Raw genomic sequence first — 17,301 nt, 5'->3', positions numbered from 1 at the left:
ATCCTATTCGGGATCGCCTGCCGTGCAAGCGATATCGCCTGCCCTGAGCGACGCCGGCATCAATCACCGTAAGACGCGATCGATGCCGGCAGCACTATGTCTGCTTACTGAAGCTTGGCCTGCAGCGCGTTGACGTCGTCGGTGGTCATTTCGCCGTCGGTGGTCACCTTGCCGTCGATGATCTTCCACAGCCGGAACGGGCCGGTGATGTCGCCGAATTTGTCGAAGGCGACCGGACCGATGACGCCTTCGTAGCGGATCGGCTTGCCGTCCTTGATCAGGCCGAGCGCCTTGGCGAACTCCTCCTTGCCGGCGAAGATCGGCGTGCCGGCCGGATCGACCGCCTTGTACATGGCATCCTTGATCTTGGCCGGATCCTCCGAGCCGGCAATGGCGATAGCCAGCCCGACAATGGCCCCGGCATCATAGGAACGATCGGCCGCCGGGTTGGAGGGTTCGATGCCGGAGAATGCCTTGTAGTTCTTGGTGAAGTACTCGGTCGATGCGGTCGGGCTGGTTCCCGACGACGTGCCGTAGGCGTCCTTCAGATAATCGGCGCCAACCGATTCAATGAAATCAGGGCTGTTCATGCCGTCATTGAGCAGGAATTTCTGCACGCCGCCTTGCGAAATCCAGGTGCGGGCAACGGTGGCGCCGTCGACCGGCGTGCTGACCAGATAGAGGCCGTCCGGCTCGCCGGCCATCGCTGCCGTGACTTCCGAGGCATAGCTCGACTGCTTCTCGTTGTAGGGCGTGTCGGAGACGATGGTGCCGCCGAGCGCTTTGTAGGCGCGCGAGAATTCGGCCACCATGTTGACGCCGAAATCGTTGTTGACGTGGATGATCGAAAGCTTCTTGAAGCCCTTGTCTATGGCGTATTTGGCGGCAGCCACACCTTGCAGCGCATCGGACGTGATGGTGCGGAAGAAGATGCCGTTGGTCTTGCCGTCGCGGCCAAGCGCGGTCAGCGTCGGCGAGGAGGACGCCGGCGAGACCTGGACGATCTTGGCAGGTGCTGTGACAGAGGTCAGGATCGGGATCGACACCGACGAGATGATGCCGCCGATGATGACTGGCACCTTCTTGACCTGGACCAGCTGGGTCGCGGCGTCGACGGCGATGTTGCCCTGGCTCTGGCTGTCGCGCGTATCGGTCACCAGATCGCAGCCGCGCACGCCGCCGGCTTCGTTGATGTCGCGAAAAGCCATTTCGACCGACTTGGCGCCGGCCTGGCCGTATTCGCCGGCCGGACCGGTCAGTTCCATGACGAGGCCGACGGTGATCTTGCAATCGGCGGCCTGCGCTGCGCCCGCCATCGTGACGAGAGCAAGCGCGGTGGTGAGTTGGAGTATCGTCTTTCTCATTGTTGTTCCCCTTTCGTTACTCGACACTAATTGATCTCTGGAGCCTGTTCAGCTTTCCGGCACCTGCAGCCAGGTTTCATGCAGGTGTCGCCATTCGACGCCGTTGGGCGCCGATGAACTGGGGGTGAAGACAGCGCTCGACTGGCGGCGGCTGTGCTTGCCGCCGCGCAACTGCGCCTCGACGTAAAGGACGACGATGGAGTCCTCGGTTTGCCAACCGGGCCTGATATCCTCGATCGAAATGGCAAACCCGTCGTCGCACGTGGCGCGGCTTGAGCGGACATGATCAATCACAGCGTCACGGTCGAGGATCTCGCCGCTCGGTGCGATCATGGTCAGGCCTTCGCCCATGACGTCTTCGAAGCGCGAGAAATCCACCGTGTTCGCACGCGCGGCGACGAACCATTCAACGAAGAAGCGATGCAGGCCGACGACCTCGGCGCTGGCCCGCGAAAACAGCGTCGAGTTGCTGGCGCTCATGTGCGGCCTGCGTTCAAATTGTAGTGCATGATCGAGCCGTGGCGGCCGTGACGGTCGCGCTCCAGCGCGTAGACATCGCCAAGGGGACCTTGGCCCTGCGCGATCACAGCCGCGATCTTCGCCCGGTCATCGGCGTCGAGCGGGACGTCCATGATGCCAGCATTGGCGAGCGCATGCGCCTGATTGCGGGCGCCGACGATGACGGCGGCGACTCGCGGCTGATCCAGCACCCATGCGCTGGCGATGGTGGCGATGTCGACGCCGTGCCGGTCGCCGACGGCCTTCAATGCCTGGAGCAGCTGCTGGAACAGGTCCCAGCCGCCGAAATCGTCGATGATCAGCTTGTATTTGACCAGCGAGCGGTTTTCGAGCGGCGTGCTGGGTTCGGCGACCCCAAGCCATTTGTCACTGAGGAAGCCGCCGGCTACCGAACCATAGCAGAGGAAGCTGACGCCGTTTGTCTTCGCAAGCGCTGCGAGATTGTGCGCAGGCCGCTGATCGAGTACCGAATATTGCAGTTGCTGGCTGACCAGCGGAATGCCGGCGGCGAGGATTTCGGCCAGCCGAGGCGTGTCGAAATTGGTGGTGCCGAGATTGCGCACCTTGCCCTCGCGCCGAAGCTCGTCGAGCCAGCCCATCGCCTCGACATAGCGAGGCTGGTCATAGTCCCACCAGTGAAACTGGACGAGATCGAGCCGCTCGGTCTTCAGCCTGCGCAGCGACTGCTCGACGATGCCCCTGATATAGTCGCGGCTGATCGTTGCCAGCCGTTCCAGGTCGGGCACCAGCTTGGTATGCACCTTCATTCTTGCGGCAACGTCGAGGCCGCGCTCGCTGGCCAGCCGCAGGCGCGCGGCGCCGATCAGTTCCTCGACGCCGGTGTAGATATCGGCGCAATCATAGGTCCAAATGCCAGCATCGAAGGTGGCGATCAGGTCGGTCACCGCCTGTTGTCGGTCGATGGTGCCATGGCCGCCGGCAAGCTGCCAGCCGCCGCGGATGACACGCGAGATGGTGTAGCCGGGGCCGAGTTCGAAAGTCTTGGCGGTCATCCCTTGTCATTCTCCTTCGGCAGCGGCACGGCCGTCGTCTCGGCATGGCTGAACCGCCGTTTGCCGGTCCTGATGATTCGTAGCCGGCTGGCGCAATTGGGATCGGGACAGGCGATCTCGGCGTCCGATGTCATCCAGTCATTGGCGTCGGTCGGGCGCTGCTTTGCCGCCAGCAGCGGCAGCACGGCGGCGAGCGAATAGATCGAGAAGCCCTGCCCTGCCGGCATCGACAGCATTTCGCCCTTGAGTTCAAAATAATCACCCGCCTTGGCGCCGCAATAGATCGGCTTGCCCTGCGGGATGACCGCCTCGACGCGAAGGTCGAAGAGCTCGAAACTGTCGTCGGCCATGTCAGGCCTCCACCAGGCTGAAGGTGACGTCGCAGGCGCCGTTGCGGCGGATGACGCCACATGAGGCGGCGAATTGGTCGCGCTCTTCGGCGCGTAGCTGCGCCACCACGCTGCCGGCCAGCCAGCCGATCGGGAACAGAAGCCGCGCGCCCTGTCCGTAGTAGAGGCCGATGTCGAAAATGGCATCGGGGTTGCCGCCCCACATGCGCGGCGGCACGTAGGACAGCACGATGTCGCCGGGCTGCGGCGTCAGCGTCGCGTTCTCCGCCGGCAAGGGCCTGGCATAGGCCTGGTCATCGAGATCAGCTGATGGAATCGGGCAGGAGATTTCCGGTCCCGTCCACATCGCATGGATGCCGGGGACGACCCGTGGCGTGGCGAGGTATGCCTGGAGAAAGGCAACGTTTTCCGGCGCCTTTTCGGGCCGCAGCAGCGCCGTCACGCAAAGCTGCGAGCGCGGTTCGGTGATCCTGATGGCCGGCTTGTTCATGTCTGGCCTCTCGCGGCGGCTGATTGAAGCTTGTCGCGCAGGAAGGCAAAGGGCCGGCTGATATCGGCCACCAGCGCCTCGCGCGCCGCCTGCGCATCCTGCTTGGCGAGCGCCGCGACGATGCGGCGGTGATAGTGCGCGGTGTCGACCTCACCGGCGTCGGAAAAGGCATAGATGGCGACGCGGATGCAGGGGCCCGATTGCAGCCACAGGCTTTCGATCATCGGGATCAGCACGGCCGAGCCGCAGCAGCGGTAGATCTCGAAATGGAAGCTCTGGTTGAGCGTCGCTTCGCGGTCGATATCCTTCTTGTGCGTCAGGGCCCGCATCTCGTCCCACTCGCCGAGCATGGCTTCAATCGAAGCGATCTGGCGCGGGTTCATGCGCGTGGCGGCAAGCGCGATCGCCTCGCCTTCGATAAGTGAACGGGCGCGCAAAAGGTCGTCGATACGCTCCAGCGTGATCGGCGGCACGCGCACCGAGCGGTTGGGCAGCGCTTCCAGCGCCTTTTCCGTGATCAGCCGGCCGAGCGCTTCGCGCACCGGCATGGTCGAGGTGACCAGCGCATCGGCAAGGCCGCGGATGGTCAGTACCTGGTTCGGCTCGAACAGGCCGCCGATCAAAGCGCGGCGCAATTCAGAATAGACGCGATCCTGCACGGTCTCGCGGCCGACCGGCGTAAGCTGGGCTGCGATTGTTTCGTTGGTTCGCTCGATGGCAGCCTTCTGCATTCCCGGCTTTTGCCCCGTTTTCGGCTTGCGGATGAAATTAAAGCCGAATAGCGTGATCAAAGCAAGTGTGATCACAAATCAAAAATCAGGAGACGGCGATGATCGTCTTCGGCCAGAGGGTTTGATGAGCGAGGCAAGCGAACGGCAGGGGAAGGACACCCGTGCGCCGGTTCTGACGGCAAGGCATGTCGTCAGGCGGTTCGGCGGCCTCGTCGCCGTCAACGATGTCTCGTTTGACGTCAAAGCAGGCGAAATCCTTGGCCTCATCGGGCCGAACGGCGCCGGCAAGACGACCATGTTCGACCTGCTGGCCGGCAGTATCCTGCCTTCCAGCGGCGACATCCTTATCAACGGCGCGAGCGTCTCGGGCGAAGCCGCGCATCTGCGCATCGGCCGTGGCCTTGGCCGCACCTTCCAGATCCCGCGCCCGCTGCCCAATCTGACGCTGATCGAAAACATCATGCTGGCGGCACAAGGTCAGGCCGGCGAGAAATTACTCGCAAACTTCGTCACGCCATGGCGGGTGGCGGCACAGGAAAAGGTGGCCAGGGCAAAGGCGCTCGACCTGTTGGAACTGGTGACCCTCACCCATCTGGCGCATGAGCCGGCGCGCGTGCTGTCCGGCGGCCAGCGCAAGCTGCTCGAACTTGCCCGTGTCATGATGGCCGACCCGGCGATCATCCTGCTCGACGAGCCGGCAGCCGGCGTCAACGCGACGCTGCTGGAAGTCATCATCGACCGCATCCGCGACATCAATGCGCGCGGCATCACTTTCCTTTTGATCGAACACAACATCGACATGGTGACGCGGCTCTGCCACCGCGTGCTGGTCATGGCGAGCGGCCAGTTGCTGAGCGAAGGCACCGCGGAACAGGTCGCCCGCGACCCGCGTGTCATCGAAGCCTATCTCGGAGGCACGGCATGAGCGAGACCGTCCTCGATGTCCACGATCTCGAAGCCGGCTATGAGCCTGGCGTGCCGATCGTGCGCGGCGCCTCGATCACTGTCGGAAAGGGCGAGATCGTCGTCGTCCTCGGCCCCAACGGCGCCGGCAAATCCAGCTTCATCAAGGCGATCGCCGGCCTCGTCCCGATCACCGCCGGCACGGTGTTTTTGGACGGCAAGGACATCACGGCCGCGCCCGCCCATACCATGGTGCGGCTTGGCCTGGCCTTCGTGCCGCAGACCGAGAATATCTTTCCGCTGATGTCGGTCGAGGACAATCTGAAAGTCGCCTGCGGCATCCTCGAGCGACGTGAAATCCCTGCGCGTATCGACGAGATGTATGCGGCCTTCCCGGATCTCGTGCGCCAGCGCCGCACCGCCGCGGGCAATCTGTCGGGCGGACAGCGTCAAATGCTTGCGGTCGCCCGCGCCCTGATCGTGCATCCCAAGGTGCTGGTTCTCGACGAGCCGTCGGCCGGCCTGTCGCCGAAATTCGTGTCGATGGTGTTCGAGATGCTGGCCGGCATCCGCAAATCCGGCGTCACCATCCTGCTGGTCGAACAAAATGCCAAGGCAGCACTGGCCATCGGCGACCGCGCCTATGTGCTGGTCGAGGGCAAGGACCGGCACGAGGGCGTCGCTTCCGAGCTGTGGAACGACCCGGTCGTCGCCGAACTCTATCTCGGCCAGCGCCCTGCTCGTGCCGGCAAGGGAGGCGCGGCATGAGCCTGCAATTTGTCGTCGACGGATTGCTGACCGGCTCGATGATCGGGCTCGGCGCCATCGGCGTGACGCTGACCTATTCGATCCTGCGCTTCTCCAATTTTGCCCATGGCGACTTCATGGCCTGGGGCACCTATGCGACGCTCGCCGTCGTCAGCGCCATTGGCGCCACCTTTGGCAAGATGGCACCCATCGCGCCGCTGTCCTTCGGCTGGCCGCTCCTGGTTGCCCTGGTCGTCGGCATGGCCTTTACCGCCTTGCTGGCGCTGCTGCTCGACAAGGTGCTGTTTTCGCGGCTGCGCTCGCAGGGCCAGGCCATCATCGTGGTGATGGCGAGCTTCGGCGCCTCGATGGCGCTGCGGAGCCTGCTCGAATTCACCTTCACCTCGCGGCCGACCTATTTCAGCCGGGCGATCCAGATCGCCATGCCGGTCGGCTTCGGCATACGCATAACCCCCGACCAGATCGCGCTTCTGCTGCTGACCGCCGTGCTGGTGCTCGGTGTGCATCTTTTGATGACGCGCACGCAGACCGGCCGCGCCATGCAGGCACTGAGCCAGAACGCGGCGCTGGCCCGCATCGTCGGCATCGACGTCGCCAGCGTCGTGCGCGTCACCTGGGTCATCGGCGGAGCGCTTGCCTGCGTCGCCGGCGTGATGATCGGCATTCTGGTGCAGATCCGTCCGTTCATGGGCTTCGACATGCTGCTGCCGATGTTCGCCGCCGCAATCCTCGGCGGCATCGGCAGCATTCCGGGCGCGGTGCTCGGCGGGCTGATCATCGGACTCGCCGAGGCCGCCGCGGTGCAGCTGATCGGTGCCGAATGGCGCGCCGCCGTGTCCTTCATCATCCTGATGGCTGTCTTGTTCGTGCGGCCGATCGGCCTTTTCGGAGTTCGGGAAAGATGATCGATATCATCGGTTACGGCGCCTTCTTCCTGACCACCGCGCTGATCTTTTCGCTGGTCACGCTGGGGCTCAATCTGCAGTGGGGGTTGACCGGCCTGTTCAATGTCGGCCTCGCCGGTTTCGTCGCCATCGGCGCCTACACCTCGGCCTTGCTGACCACACCGGATGATGCCGCGCGGTTGGGCGGCTTCGGCCTGCCGATCCTTGTCGGCTGGCTTGGCGCCATGGTCGTCGGCGGCATTGCCGCTGCCCTGACCGGCATGGCGACACTGCGGCTCAGGTCCGACTATCTGGCGATCACCACTTTCGGCGTCGCCGTCGTCGTGCAACTGGTCGCGCTCAATGCGCAGAAGCTGACGGGCGGGCCGTTCGGCATCGGCTTCATCCCGCGTCCCTTCGGCGGCCTCGCCGAGACGCCGCTGCTGTTCAACCTGTCCAACCTCGCCGTCGTCTGCGCGGTCACGCTCATCGCCTATCTCGCCCTGGAGCATCTGTCGCGCAGCCCCTGGGGACGCGTGCTGAAGGCCTTGCGTGAGGATGAGCGGGCGGCGATCTCGCTGGGCAAGAGCGCGCGCTTCTACCGCGTTCAGGCCTTTGCCGTCGGCGGCGCGATCATGGCCCTTGCCGGCGCTTTGCAGGCGCATTTCACCGGCTTCATCGCGCCGGACAATTATTTGCCGATCCTGACCTTCCAGGTCTGGGTGATGCTGATCGTCGGCGGTTCCGGCAGCAATCTCGGCGCTGTCATTGGCAGCATTCTGGTCTGGGGGATATGGGCGGGGTCGGGTACATTGACCAGTGCGCTGTTTGCGCCCGAGCAGCAGGCGCGTGCGGCCTCACTGCAGATCGTCGCCATCGGCGTCATGCTCTGCGTCATCCTGCTGATCCGGCCGAACGGGCTGTTCGGCGTCAGGCCGCGTCGCCCGCGCTTCGGGAAGCGAGCAAAAGCGGCGGCGATCAAGAGCAGTTTCGGCTCATGACCGCTGCGATCGGGCAGGAAGCGCATGACGTTTCACTGTGGCACGCCGTCAGCCCCAGTCGCCGGGAACTGCCGGCGCTGCAAGGCGGGCTGGATGTCGATCTGGCCATAGTCGGCGGTGGATTTTCCGGCCTGTCGGCCGCGCTGCACGCCGCCGAAAAAGGCATCTCGGTCGCCGTCCTCGAAGCCGAAATCATCGCCTGGGGCGCGACCGGCCGGAATGCCGGTTTTGTCGTGCCGAACTTCGCCAAGATGGACCCGGACAGCATCCTTGCGCATCTCGGCCCCGAGCGCGGTGAACGCCTGATCGACTTTGCCGCCGGCAGTTCGGACCTGGTCTTCAGCCTGATCAAACGGCACGGTATTGACTGCGACGCGGTGCAGAACGGATGGATCCAGCCGGCACATTCGCCTGCAGCGTTCGAGAGGGTCAAATCCCGCGCCGGGCAATGGGCACGGCGCGACCGGCCTGCGGTCACGTTGGATCGTCAGGACGTCGAGGCGCTGACGGGCGCGCGCGGTTATGTCGGCGGCTGGATGGACCGTTCGGGTGGTGTGCTCAATCCCGTCGCCTACGCGAACGGACTGGCCGATGCGGCGCAGAAGGCTGGCGCCAAGATCTTCGAGCGCACGTCGGTCAGTTCGGTCGATCGCGCGGCCGATGGCTGGTCGCTGAAAACGCCATCGGGCTCGGTGCGTGCCGGCAAGGTGCTGATCGCCACCAACGCCTATGGCGGACCGCTCAATCCGCTGCTGCAACGTAGCTATTTTCCGTTGAAGATTTTCCAGATCGCGACCGAGCCTTTGCCGCGCGAGGTGCGGACGCGTCTGCTTCCTGGCGGGCAAGGCGTCGGCGACACCAGGCGCAATCTCTTCACCTTCCGCTTCGATGCCGACAACCGGCTGATCAGCGGCGGCATGCATATTCTGAGCGCCGGCGCCGACACACGTGTGCCGCAGACAATCTGGCGGCGGCTGGCCAGGCATCTCGACCTGCCGGACCTGCCGCCGCTTGCTTGTGGCTGGTCGGGAATGGCTGCCGTCGAACCGGATTTCCTGCCGCACCTCCTGGACCTAGGGCCAGGGCTGATCGCCGGCCGCGCCTGCAACGGTCGCGGTATCGCCATGACGACGGCGATGGGCAAGGCGCTGGCCGACTGGGCCGCCGGGACCGAAGCGCGCGACTTGCCGCTGCCATTCGCGCCGCCGGCGCCGATCCCCTTCCACGCGCTGCTGCGGCACGCGCCCAACGCGCTGCTCGGCTGGAGCATGCTGCGCGACCGGCTGGACGAGACAGCGTAGGCCGCTCCAGCCGCCGTCCGATCAGGCCGTCGTGCGAAGATTTTCAGAGAGAACCGCGGCCGCCAGGGCGATGTCCTGTTCAAGGGAGACCCGGACAGCAGGGCCATCGCGCTGCTCCAACGCAGCAACAATCCTGCGATGCGCGTCGTTCGACTGCGGAATATATCGCTCGGCCTGCATCAGAAGCTTGAGATAAGGCCCGACCCGGCCCCAGAGGTCGCGGATCATGTTCAACAGGATCGGCGCGCCGGCATGCTGGTAGATGGCGAAGTGAAACGCCTCGTTCAGCGCGAGATAGGCGCTGGCGTCGCCGGCCTCGATGGCGCGCTGCATGCCGGCGAGCGTCGCCTGTATCTCGACCAGCCCGCTATCGCTCATCCGCGTGGCGGCCATCTCACCCGCCAACCCCTCGACGGCGATGCGGATATGGGTCAATTCCTCGAAGGCCGGGGCCGACAGCAAGGGCACGATAACAGAGCGGTTGTTCTGCATTTCGAGCAGCCGCTCGGCGACCAGTCTTTGCAGCGCCTCGCGGATCGGCGTCGTCGAGATGCCGAAGGTCTCGGCAAGCTTGCGGATGACCAGCGTCTGGCCCGGGCTGAAACCGCCTGAAATCAATTCCTGCTTGAGCGCGCCATAGGCGCGGTCGTTGAGGGTTTGATGTTCGAGCTTCAGCATGCGCGGTCCAGATCACCAATTCGACAAAGCGCGGTCGAGCGTCTCGGCCAACTGCTCGGCATTGTCCCTGGCAAAGGGCAGAGGCGGCCTGATCTTCAGCACATTGCCGCGCGGACCGCAGGACGAGATCAGCACGCCATCCTCGCGCATGGCTTCGACGACAGAAGATGTCTTGCTGGCGGCCAGCGCCGCGTCGCCATCCGCCGTCAGCTCGACGCCGAAATAGAGACCGTTGTGCCTGACGTCACCGACCATGCCGTGACGGCCCTGCAGAGCGCGCAGCAGGTCAGCCGTATAGGCCCCGACATTGCGCGCGTTCTCGATCAGTCCCTCGCCTTCGATCACGTCCAGAACCGCGAGGCCGACGGCGGCCGCGACCGGATTGCCGCCGAAGGTGTTGAAATAACCGGTATTGGAGCCGAAGGATGAGACAAGCCGCGGCCGCACCAGCATCGCGCCCATCGGATGGCCGTCGCCGATCGGCTTGCCCATGGTGACGATGTCGGGTTCGAGGCCATAATTGGCAAAACCCCACATGCCCTGGCCAAGGCGGCCGAAGCCGGACTGGACCTCATCGGCGATGACGATGCCGCCGGCCTTCCTGACGTGATCCGCCGCCTCACGCATGACCGCCGCGTCGGGGAAGAAAATGCCGTCGCTGGAAAAAGCCGAGTCGAGAAGCAGCGCCGCCGGACGGATATTCTGCGCACGCATGTCCTCGATGGCGGCCGCGACATTCTTGGCGAAGTCCTTCGCGGCGCGGCCGTGGTCGCGGAACGTGTCCGGCGCCGCCACGGTCCGGTGGTGCAGGGGCACGCCCTTAGCGCCGACCGCCGCCGGCGACAGCTGCGCGGTGGCGATCGTGGCGCCGTGATAGGCGAAATCGGTGATGATGACGCCGGTGCCACCGCTCGAATGCTGGGCGATGCGGATGGCGAGGTCGTTGGCCTCGCTGCCGGTGCAGGTGAACATGGCATGGCCCAGATGGGCCGGAACCGTGCCGAGCAGTTTTTCCGCGTAATCGAGGATGATCTCGCTCAAGTAGCGAGTATGGGTGTTAAGCGTGGCGGCCTGTCCCGACAGTGCCTCGACGACGCGGGGATGGCAGTGCCCGACCGAGGCGACATTGTTGTAGGCGTCGAGGAATTTGCGGCCTCTCGCATCGTAGAGCCAGACGCCGCTGCCGCGCACCAGATGGATCGGGTTGCGGTAGAAGGCGCGATAGGTCGGCCCAAGCAGCCTGGCGCGGCGTTCGAGCAGAGCGCGATCGCCTGCCGAAGCGGCGGCGTCGGCAAGGACGTTCGTGGGTGAGGACTGGGACACGGGCATCTACTCCGGATTGGAATGGTCGAGAAAATAACGGCGGGCCTCATCCGATGACAGCCCATCGAGCCGTTCGAGCGAGGTCCAGACCTCGGCGATGAGGCGCAGCACATAGGCGCGCTTGGCCGGAAACCGTTCCGCCTGCCAACTGGCGATGTTGGCAATGAGCGCAAGGCGGGCACGGACCAGATCGAAAAGGATGCCGATTTCTTCAGCCTCGAGCGGCTGCACGGATTGATAGCCGGCGACGAAGCGCGCGGCCGGCGCCAGCGGATGACCTTCAGCCGGCCAGCGGTAGACGGCACCGATGGCGAGATCGCAGATCAGCGGCGAGTGGATCATGTCGCCGAAATCGAGGATGCCGCTCACCACCTCCGGCCGCGAGGCATCCATCACCACATTGTAGGAGTTCATGTCGTTGTGGACGATCTGGGCGCGCAGGCTCGGAATGACCGGCGCCGCACGCGCCTCGAAGGCATCGATGACGCGCTCGACCATGGCGCGGTGGCCGGCGTCGGCGATAAACGCCAGCATCGGCCGCGTCTTGGCGACCTTGCGGATGTCCCAGAGCAGGTCGCTGCCGGCGGCCCGATGGAAGAAGCCGCGCAGAGCCCGGCCAAGCCGGGCGAGGAAAATGCCGAGATTGCGATCCTGCGCCGCCGACGCGGGGCAGCGCGACAGCAACTGGCCGGGCAGATAGGTGACCAGCCGGATGATGCGCGGCGCCGACCCGCCGACGCTGACCGTGAACTGCGCTTCGCCCTCGAGGCTCTTGCGCACCGAAGGGACCGGCAAGGTCGGGTCGACCCCCAGGATGTGGTCGAGAGCCTTGTTCTGGAAATCGGTGAAGCCGGCCTCCTCCGCCGGATGGGAAATCTTGAGGACGAACTCGCCCTCGCCGTCGGTATGGATGTGGAAATTGTGGTCGCGTTCGCCGGGCAACGGACGCGCACTGCCGGCGAGGCCGTAGTGCCGGCGCAAGATGGCAAGCGCGTCGGCAATCGAAACGTCAGGCGCATCCTCGGCCAGCGTTTCGCCAAAGCCGTCTGGCACGGCCGCATTCATGAGCTTACCTCCGTATCGATCGGCTCGAGCCCGCACCAGTCGGCGATGAACAGCGCAATGGTCTGGGTGACCTTGCGCACCGAATCCAGATCAACGGCCTCGTCATAGCCATGCGGCATGCGGCAGATCGGGCCGTAGACGATCGCCGGCGTGTCGGCATAGAGGCCGAAGAAGCGCGCATCCGTCGTCGCCGAGGTGACATGCTCCGTCAGCGGCTCGCGCCAGACGGCGGTATGGCTGCGGCGCAGCACGGCTTCCATCTCGTCGGCACCTTCCAGCACATAGCCATCGGCCATGAAGCCATTGTAGCTCATCTTGGGCGGGCGATTGGCCAGGAAGGGATCGGCACGGGCCGCATCGGCGATGCAGGCTTCGAGCTCGGCCCTGGCGTCCTCGAGCTTCTGGCCGGGATAGGTGGCGACCCGCATCTCGAATACACAGCGCGCCGGCACGCTCGATGTCCATTCGCCGCCTTCGATCTTCCCGAGGTTGAAGCGGATCGGATGTGGGTGATCGCAGAAATGCTTGTCATCGACCTTGCGCGCATTCCAGACGATTTCGAGCTGCTTCAGCGCCTGGATGATGAGAAAGGCCTTCTCGATGGCATTGGCGCCGGCCGAGAAAGCGCCGGAAGCGTGCTGCGGATCGCCATCGACCTCGACCCTGAACCAGATCGGCCCGACCTGCGCCCGCATCAAGCGCGGTTCCAAGGGCTCGGGAATGAAGGCGGCGTCAGCGCGGTAGCCGCGTTGCAGGCAGGCGAGCGCGCCATTGCCGGTGCACTCCTCCTCGACCACCGACTGGAGGTAAACATTGGCGGCCGGCTGGTAGCCGAGGTTGCGCAAGGCGGCGAGCGCGTAGAGACAGGCCGACAGGCCGGCCTTCATGTCGCCGGCGCCGCGGCCATGCATCCAGCCATCCTCGATCGCCGGATCGTAGGGGTCGCGCACCCAGCGGTCGACCGGCCCCGTCGGCACCACATCGATATGGCCGTTGAGGATCAGCGAACGGCCGGTGGCGTTTCTCGGCGTGTGGGTGGCGACGACATTGAAAGCATCGTCATAGGAGACCGCTACCGGCGAAAACCCCGGAAGGTCGCGGATCGCGTCGACATCGACACGCCACATGTCGACGGCATAGCCATCTGCCTCATAGGCGGCCGCCATGAAGGATTGCGCGGCGTGCTCCTCGCCGCGCTGGGAAGGAAAGCGCACGAGTTCCGCCAGGAACGCGACTTGCCGCGCGAAGCCGTCGTCGACCGCGCGCAAAATGGCTTCGTCGGCAATTCGCTCACGCATGATATTCCGCTTTCTCGTGAATGGTGTATCATATCTCATATGCCATTTCCTGAAAAGGCAAGGAGACAGGTCGGGCCAAAACTATGGCCCAACCCGGGAATCTCTTGGCAGGCGGGCGCAGAGTTGGCATCAGCTTCTAGCATGCCAGTAAAGCTGCATGGCGAAGATCGAGGACAGATGCAGGTCACCGAAGGCGCATTGCCGGATGAAATCACCGATCTCACGTCAGGCTACCGGCGCGTGCCGGCCGGCAAGATCGTCAATGCGGTGACATGGATGGAAGCGCGGGCGCCGGTACCAGGTCTCGCCCAGCCCCTGGCCATGACCCGGATCTCCAAGCCCGACAGCGCCGCCTACCGCGCGATCTTCCTCGTGATCGGCGCTCCCTGGCTGTGGGATCGCGCCGCCGAAATGTCGGATGCCGAAGTATCAGCGCATTTCGCCGATCCGCGCCAGCATCTCTACTATGGCCATGATGACAGCGGCGGCCATGTCGGCATGGTCGAATTCCGCATGGCCGACGGCAACGAGATCGAGATCACCTATTTCGGCCTGTTCCCCGGCTTGACCGGCCGCGGCCTTGGCAAACGGCTGATGGCCGGCGCGCTCGACCAGGCATGGCGCCTCGGCCCCGGCCGCATCTGGCTGCACACCAGCAGCATCGACCATCACAGCGTCATCGGTTTCTACCGGGCTTGCGGGTTTGAGCCCTATGCGGCCGGCTTCGAAATCACCGACGATCCCCGGATCAAGGGAACCTTGCCGCGCGATGCCGCCCCGCAAATCCCGTTGATCGAAACGGAATGGGTGCCCGGCGCCAGATGAGACCGTCTTCGCAACCCGCCGGCCTGTCATCGTCTCACCATCGCCGGTGGGTGCGGCGCGAGAGCATCCTGTCGAGGCTGGAGCGGCATGTCGACACGCGCATCGTGCTGTTCGCCGCGCCCGCCGGCTTCGGCAAGTCGACGACGATGGCGCAATGGGCGGCTGAGGTCGCGCGCCACGGCCGGTTGACGGCATGGTTGTCCTGCGAGGCGACGGACAATGACGAAGGCGCCTTCCTGTCGCATCTGGTGGGGGCGCTGCGCCACCTGGTCCAGAATCCTGCCGAGCTCGACCTCGCCTTCCAGTCGAGCCCGATTCCGCAACTCGATGTGGTGCTCGCGGCGCTGGTGGCGGGTTTTGCGGCGCGCGACGCCGAAATCACCCTGTTCTTCGACGACTACCATGTCGTCGAAGCGCCAGCGGTCAAACGGTTCATGGAACGCCTGACGCGGCAGGCGCCCACCAACGTCGCCTTCATCATCGGTTCGCGCAACCTGCCCGACCTGCAGCTCGGCAAGCTCAGGGTGCTTGGCGACGTTTTCGAAATCGGCCCGGACGACCTGCGTTTTGCTTCGTCCGAAGCCGAAGCCTTCTTCAACGACAAATTGGGTCTCAGCGTCAGCAGCGGCACGGTCGAGACCCTGTGCTCGCGGACCGAGGGTTGGGCCGCCGGCCTGCAACTTGCGTCGCTGTCGCTCAGCGCCGCGCATGCACCGGAAACCGTCATCGGCAATTTCACCGGCGCCAACCGCAACGTCGCCGATTTCCTGATGGGCGAAGTCTTCCTGGGGCTACCGCCGGCCCTGGCGAAGTTCCTGCTCCACAGTTCGATCTTCGAGCGCTTCAGCGCCGAAGCGTGCCGGGCGGTCCTACGGGCGGCGGATGCCGAGGCCGATATCACCGAGATCGAGACCCGCAATCTTTTCCTGGTGCCGCTCGATGAGGAGCGGCGCTGGTTCCGCTATCATCATCTGTTCCATGACTTCCTCAGCCGCGAAATGGAGAGGCGCGAACCGGAGATGATCGCACCGCTGCACCTGGCCGCCGCCGAATGGTTCGGCGAACGCAAGATGCTGACCGAGGCGATCGGGCATGCGCTCGCCGCCGGCGACCACGCGCGCGCGGCGGTGTTCGTCGAGAACAACGCGCTCGAGCTCATCGCCCAGTGCCAGTTGCTTTACGTGCGCCAATTGCTGGCGCTGCTGCCGAGGAAACTGGTCGACCAGCGCATCCGCCTGCAGCTCGTGGTGCTGTGGCTGGCGGTGCACAGCAGCCAGCCCGAGATCGCCCAGCAGACGCTCGCCAATGCGCGCAAGCTGGTTGAGACCGGGCCGGCCGACAGCAAGGATCCGGGTACGCTGACCGGCACCACGATCGAGGCCGAAATCGCCGTCCTCGATGCCGCCGTCCACAGCACGCTGGAGCGGTTCGAAGCCGCGCGCGACACCGCATTGGCCGCCCTGCGCATCATCGCGCCCGATGCCTGGTTCATGGAAGGGGCGACGGCCAATGTCATCGGCTACAATCTCTACGCATTGGGCGACCTCGAGGGGGCGCGGGCGGCGGTGGACGCGGCGCGCAAGGCGCATGAGCGAAGCGGCAGCCTGCTCGGCGTCACCATCGCCAATTGCTACATGGCGGTCATCGAACGCTCGGCTGGCTGTCTGCCCGCCGCCGAAAAATTGCTGCGCAACACGATCCTCGAGGCCAGGACGCGCATTGGCGCGAATTCCTATGCCGAGGCGCTGGCCGGAACGCTGCTGGCCGAACTCGCCTACGAGACCAACGCATCCGGCGAGGCACTGACGCTGGTCGAGAATCTCGGGCCGCTGATCGAGGGTGCGGCGGTCATCGTCTATCCCCTGGCCAGCGTGCCGACCTATGCCCGCGTCCTGCAGCTGACCGGTCGCGGCGACGCGGCACTCGACATGCTGGAACGCGTCTACCAGCGTGTGCGTGGCTCCGTCTACCGCCGCCTCGCTTCGGTGCTGGTGCATGATCGCATCCGGCTGCTGATTGACCAGAATCGCATCGCCGAGGCACGCACCCTGCTCGACGAGCATCGCCGCGAAAGCGCGGAAGCCGCCCCCACCGTCGCCAACGAATTCGAGTTCTTCGCCGAAGGCAGGCTGCTGACTGCAGAAAAATCCTACGCGGCGGCCGCGGCGCTTTTCGACGCGCTGCTGGAGCGGACGAAAAGCAGTGGGCGCATGCGCCGCCACATACTGGCGTTGATCCTGCGTGCCAAGAGCGCCGGCCATGACCAGCGCGAGGCCGACCGTTATCTTCTCGAAGCGCTGCGCCTTGCCCAGCCTTCCGGCTTCATCCGCTCCTTCGTCGACGAAGGCAGGCCTGTGGTCGAAGCGTTGATGCGGCTGCGGGCGGCGCAAGCAAAGACCGACCCGTCCGTGTCGGCCTATGCGACGCGCATCATTGACGCCGCGCAGGCCATGCCCGTGGCGACACGAAAGTTGGCCGCACCTGCGGCTGAGAACGAACAGCTCACCCAGCGCGAATCCGAGCTGCTGCGTTGCCTGTCGGAAGGCATGTCCAACCGCGATATCGCGGTCGCGCTGTCGGTCAGCGAAACGACGGTGAAATGGCATTTGAAGAACATTTTCGGCAAACTCTCGGTCTCGAACCGCGTCCAGGCCGTGCGTGCCGCGCTGGCGGCCGCAAACCTCCGTCCCCCTCCGAAAGGAGGGGCATAGATACCAGGCACAACCCCTCTTTCGGGTCGGGCCATGGCATCGTTAGCCTGCTAGCGTCGTCCAGACTTTAAAGGACG

The 17,301-nt window shown here is 64.9% G+C and carries 17 protein-coding genes; 7 read left to right on the top strand and 10 right to left on the bottom strand.

The features are described from left to right. Nucleotides 1-104: 104 nt before the first annotated feature. From FJV83_RS01810 to FJV83_RS01785, 6 genes are read right to left on the bottom strand one after another with little or no spacing between them, the layout of a single operon-like run. Nucleotides 105-1,364 carry an ABC transporter substrate-binding protein gene (locus tag FJV83_RS01810; RefSeq protein WP_095771243.1) on the bottom strand — a complete coding sequence of 420 codons (1,260 nt, stop codon included), beginning with the start codon at nt 1,362-1,364 and terminating at the stop codon, nt 105-107. Between the two features lie 48 nt (nt 1,365-1,412). Beyond that, nucleotides 1,413-1,844, bottom strand: coding sequence for a DUF4440 domain-containing protein (locus tag FJV83_RS01805; RefSeq protein ID WP_095771244.1), 432 nt, complete (start codon nt 1,842-1,844; stop codon nt 1,413-1,415). Then, nucleotides 1,841-2,896 carry an aldo/keto reductase gene (locus FJV83_RS01800; RefSeq protein ID WP_142884898.1) on the bottom strand — a complete coding sequence of 352 codons (1,056 nt, stop codon included), beginning with the start codon at nt 2,894-2,896 and terminating at the stop codon, nt 1,841-1,843. The genes FJV83_RS01805 and FJV83_RS01800 overlap by 4 nt, the downstream gene beginning before the upstream one ends. Continuing rightward, a complete protein-coding gene (locus FJV83_RS01795) occupies nt 2,893-3,246 on the bottom strand; it encodes a TIGR04076 family protein (protein ID WP_095786768.1) in 354 nt (117 codons plus the stop codon). Before FJV83_RS01795 ends, FJV83_RS01800 begins: the two co-directional genes overlap by 4 nt. Nucleotide 3,247: 1 nt before the next feature. Continuing rightward, on the bottom strand, nt 3,248-3,736 hold the full coding sequence (locus tag FJV83_RS01790) for a DUF3830 family protein (RefSeq protein ID WP_142884897.1): 489 nt from the start codon (nt 3,734-3,736) through the stop codon (nt 3,248-3,250). After that, nucleotides 3,733-4,467 (bottom strand): GntR family transcriptional regulator, encoded by a 735-nt coding sequence (locus FJV83_RS01785; RefSeq protein ID WP_142875266.1) that lies wholly within the window; start codon nt 4,465-4,467, stop codon nt 3,733-3,735. The genes FJV83_RS01790 and FJV83_RS01785 overlap by 4 nt, the downstream gene beginning before the upstream one ends. A 124-nt stretch (nt 4,468-4,591) precedes the next feature. On the opposite strand from FJV83_RS01785, the gene FJV83_RS01780 reads away from it, so the two are divergent. Genes FJV83_RS01780 through FJV83_RS01760 form a run of 5 tightly spaced genes read left to right on the top strand, consistent with a single transcriptional unit; the run spans nt 4,592 to nt 9,324 of the window. Next, nucleotides 4,592-5,392, top strand: a complete 801-nt coding sequence (locus tag FJV83_RS01780) for an ABC transporter ATP-binding protein (RefSeq protein WP_142875265.1) — start codon at nt 4,592-4,594, stop codon at nt 5,390-5,392. Continuing rightward, on the top strand, nt 5,389-6,138 hold the full coding sequence (locus tag FJV83_RS01775) for an ABC transporter ATP-binding protein (RefSeq protein ID WP_095791180.1): 750 nt from the start codon (nt 5,389-5,391) through the stop codon (nt 6,136-6,138). Before FJV83_RS01780 ends, FJV83_RS01775 begins: the two co-directional genes overlap by 4 nt. Further along, nucleotides 6,135-7,043, top strand: coding sequence for a branched-chain amino acid ABC transporter permease (locus FJV83_RS01770; protein ID WP_095771250.1), 909 nt, complete (start codon nt 6,135-6,137; stop codon nt 7,041-7,043). Before FJV83_RS01775 ends, FJV83_RS01770 begins: the two co-directional genes overlap by 4 nt. After that, nucleotides 7,040-8,023 carry a branched-chain amino acid ABC transporter permease gene (locus tag FJV83_RS01765; protein WP_185973305.1) on the top strand — a complete coding sequence of 328 codons (984 nt, stop codon included), beginning with the start codon at nt 7,040-7,042 and terminating at the stop codon, nt 8,021-8,023. Before FJV83_RS01770 ends, FJV83_RS01765 begins: the two co-directional genes overlap by 4 nt. Continuing rightward, complete coding sequence (locus FJV83_RS01760; RefSeq protein WP_142884896.1) at nt 8,020-9,324, top strand: FAD-dependent oxidoreductase; 1,305 nt, start codon at nt 8,020-8,022, stop codon at nt 9,322-9,324. Before FJV83_RS01765 ends, FJV83_RS01760 begins: the two co-directional genes overlap by 4 nt. Before the next feature lie 21 nt (nt 9,325-9,345). Here the strand turns inward: FJV83_RS01760 and FJV83_RS01755 are convergent, their stop codons facing one another. From FJV83_RS01755 to FJV83_RS01740, 4 genes are read right to left on the bottom strand one after another with little or no spacing between them, the layout of a single operon-like run. Then, complete coding sequence (locus tag FJV83_RS01755; RefSeq protein ID WP_095786773.1) at nt 9,346-10,002, bottom strand: GntR family transcriptional regulator; 657 nt, start codon at nt 10,000-10,002, stop codon at nt 9,346-9,348. 12 nt (nt 10,003-10,014) lie between these two features. Then, nucleotides 10,015-11,331 carry an aspartate aminotransferase family protein gene (locus FJV83_RS01750; RefSeq protein ID WP_185973304.1) on the bottom strand — a complete coding sequence of 439 codons (1,317 nt, stop codon included), beginning with the start codon at nt 11,329-11,331 and terminating at the stop codon, nt 10,015-10,017. Continuing rightward, nucleotides 11,332-12,390: a phosphotransferase gene (locus tag FJV83_RS01745; RefSeq protein WP_095771253.1), complete on the bottom strand. Its 1,059-nt coding sequence runs from the start codon at nt 12,388-12,390 to the stop codon at nt 11,332-11,334. It lies immediately after the preceding gene. Further along, nucleotides 12,387-13,688, bottom strand: coding sequence for an ArgE/DapE family deacylase (locus FJV83_RS01740; RefSeq protein WP_185973303.1), 1,302 nt, complete (start codon nt 13,686-13,688; stop codon nt 12,387-12,389). The genes FJV83_RS01745 and FJV83_RS01740 overlap by 4 nt, the downstream gene beginning before the upstream one ends. A 177-nt stretch (nt 13,689-13,865) precedes the next feature. Here FJV83_RS01740 and FJV83_RS01735 point away from each other — a divergent pair, with 177 nt between their 5' ends. Together FJV83_RS01735 and FJV83_RS01730 are read left to right on the top strand one after the other, a co-directional pair. Next, nucleotides 13,866-14,513, top strand: a complete 648-nt coding sequence (locus tag FJV83_RS01735) for a GNAT family N-acetyltransferase (RefSeq protein WP_095786775.1) — start codon at nt 13,866-13,868, stop codon at nt 14,511-14,513. Beyond that, the gene (locus FJV83_RS01730) at nt 14,510-17,224 is read left to right on the top strand and encodes a LuxR C-terminal-related transcriptional regulator (RefSeq protein ID WP_142884894.1); all 2,715 of its coding nucleotides are present in this window, start codon (nt 14,510-14,512) and stop codon (nt 17,222-17,224) included. Before FJV83_RS01735 ends, FJV83_RS01730 begins: the two co-directional genes overlap by 4 nt. Nucleotides 17,225-17,301 lie beyond the last annotated feature (77 nt).

It is taken from the genome of Mesorhizobium sp. WSM4307, assembly GCF_007003945.1.
Classification (GTDB): Bacteria; Pseudomonadota; Alphaproteobacteria; order Rhizobiales; family Rhizobiaceae; genus Mesorhizobium.
Note: the sequence above shows the minus strand (reverse complement) of the source record. Positions and strands in the feature narration are given on the sequence as shown.

Bases quoted from the DNA above. Each gene is read 5' to 3' on its own strand.
- FJV83_RS01800 (WP_142884898.1), bottom strand. From the start codon at position 2,896: ATGACCGCCAAGACTTTCGAACTCGGCCCCGGCTACACCATCTCGCGT.
- FJV83_RS01735 (WP_095786775.1), top strand. From the start codon at position 13,866: ATGCAGGTCACCGAAGGCGCATTGCCGGATGAAATCACCGATCTCACG.
- FJV83_RS01805 (WP_095771244.1), bottom strand. From the start codon at position 1,844: ATGAGCGCCAGCAACTCGACGCTGTTTTCGCGGGCCAGCGCCGAGGTC.
- FJV83_RS01740 (WP_185973303.1), bottom strand. From the start codon at position 13,688: ATGCGTGAGCGAATTGCCGACGAAGCCATTTTGCGCGCGGTCGACGAC.
- FJV83_RS01730 (WP_142884894.1), top strand. From the start codon at position 14,510: ATGAGACCGTCTTCGCAACCCGCCGGCCTGTCATCGTCTCACCATCGC.
- FJV83_RS01795 (WP_095786768.1), bottom strand. From the start codon at position 3,246: ATGGCCGACGACAGTTTCGAGCTCTTCGACCTTCGCGTCGAGGCGGTC.
- FJV83_RS01780 (WP_142875265.1), top strand. From the start codon at position 4,592: ATGAGCGAGGCAAGCGAACGGCAGGGGAAGGACACCCGTGCGCCGGTT.
- FJV83_RS01745 (WP_095771253.1), bottom strand. From the start codon at position 12,390: ATGAATGCGGCCGTGCCAGACGGCTTTGGCGAAACGCTGGCCGAGGAT.
- FJV83_RS01755 (WP_095786773.1), bottom strand. From the start codon at position 10,002: ATGCTGAAGCTCGAACATCAAACCCTCAACGACCGCGCCTATGGCGCG.
- FJV83_RS01750 (WP_185973304.1), bottom strand. From the start codon at position 11,331: ATGCCCGTGTCCCAGTCCTCACCCACGAACGTCCTTGCCGACGCCGCC.
- FJV83_RS01760 (WP_142884896.1), top strand. From the start codon at position 8,020: ATGACCGCTGCGATCGGGCAGGAAGCGCATGACGTTTCACTGTGGCAC.
- FJV83_RS01810 (WP_095771243.1), bottom strand. From the start codon at position 1,364: ATGAGAAAGACGATACTCCAACTCACCACCGCGCTTGCTCTCGTCACG.
- FJV83_RS01790 (WP_142884897.1), bottom strand. From the start codon at position 3,736: ATGAACAAGCCGGCCATCAGGATCACCGAACCGCGCTCGCAGCTTTGC.
- FJV83_RS01775 (WP_095791180.1), top strand. From the start codon at position 5,389: ATGAGCGAGACCGTCCTCGATGTCCACGATCTCGAAGCCGGCTATGAG.
- FJV83_RS01770 (WP_095771250.1), top strand. From the start codon at position 6,135: ATGAGCCTGCAATTTGTCGTCGACGGATTGCTGACCGGCTCGATGATC.
- FJV83_RS01765 (WP_185973305.1), top strand. From the start codon at position 7,040: ATGATCGATATCATCGGTTACGGCGCCTTCTTCCTGACCACCGCGCTG.
- FJV83_RS01785 (WP_142875266.1), bottom strand. From the start codon at position 4,467: ATGCAGAAGGCTGCCATCGAGCGAACCAACGAAACAATCGCAGCCCAG.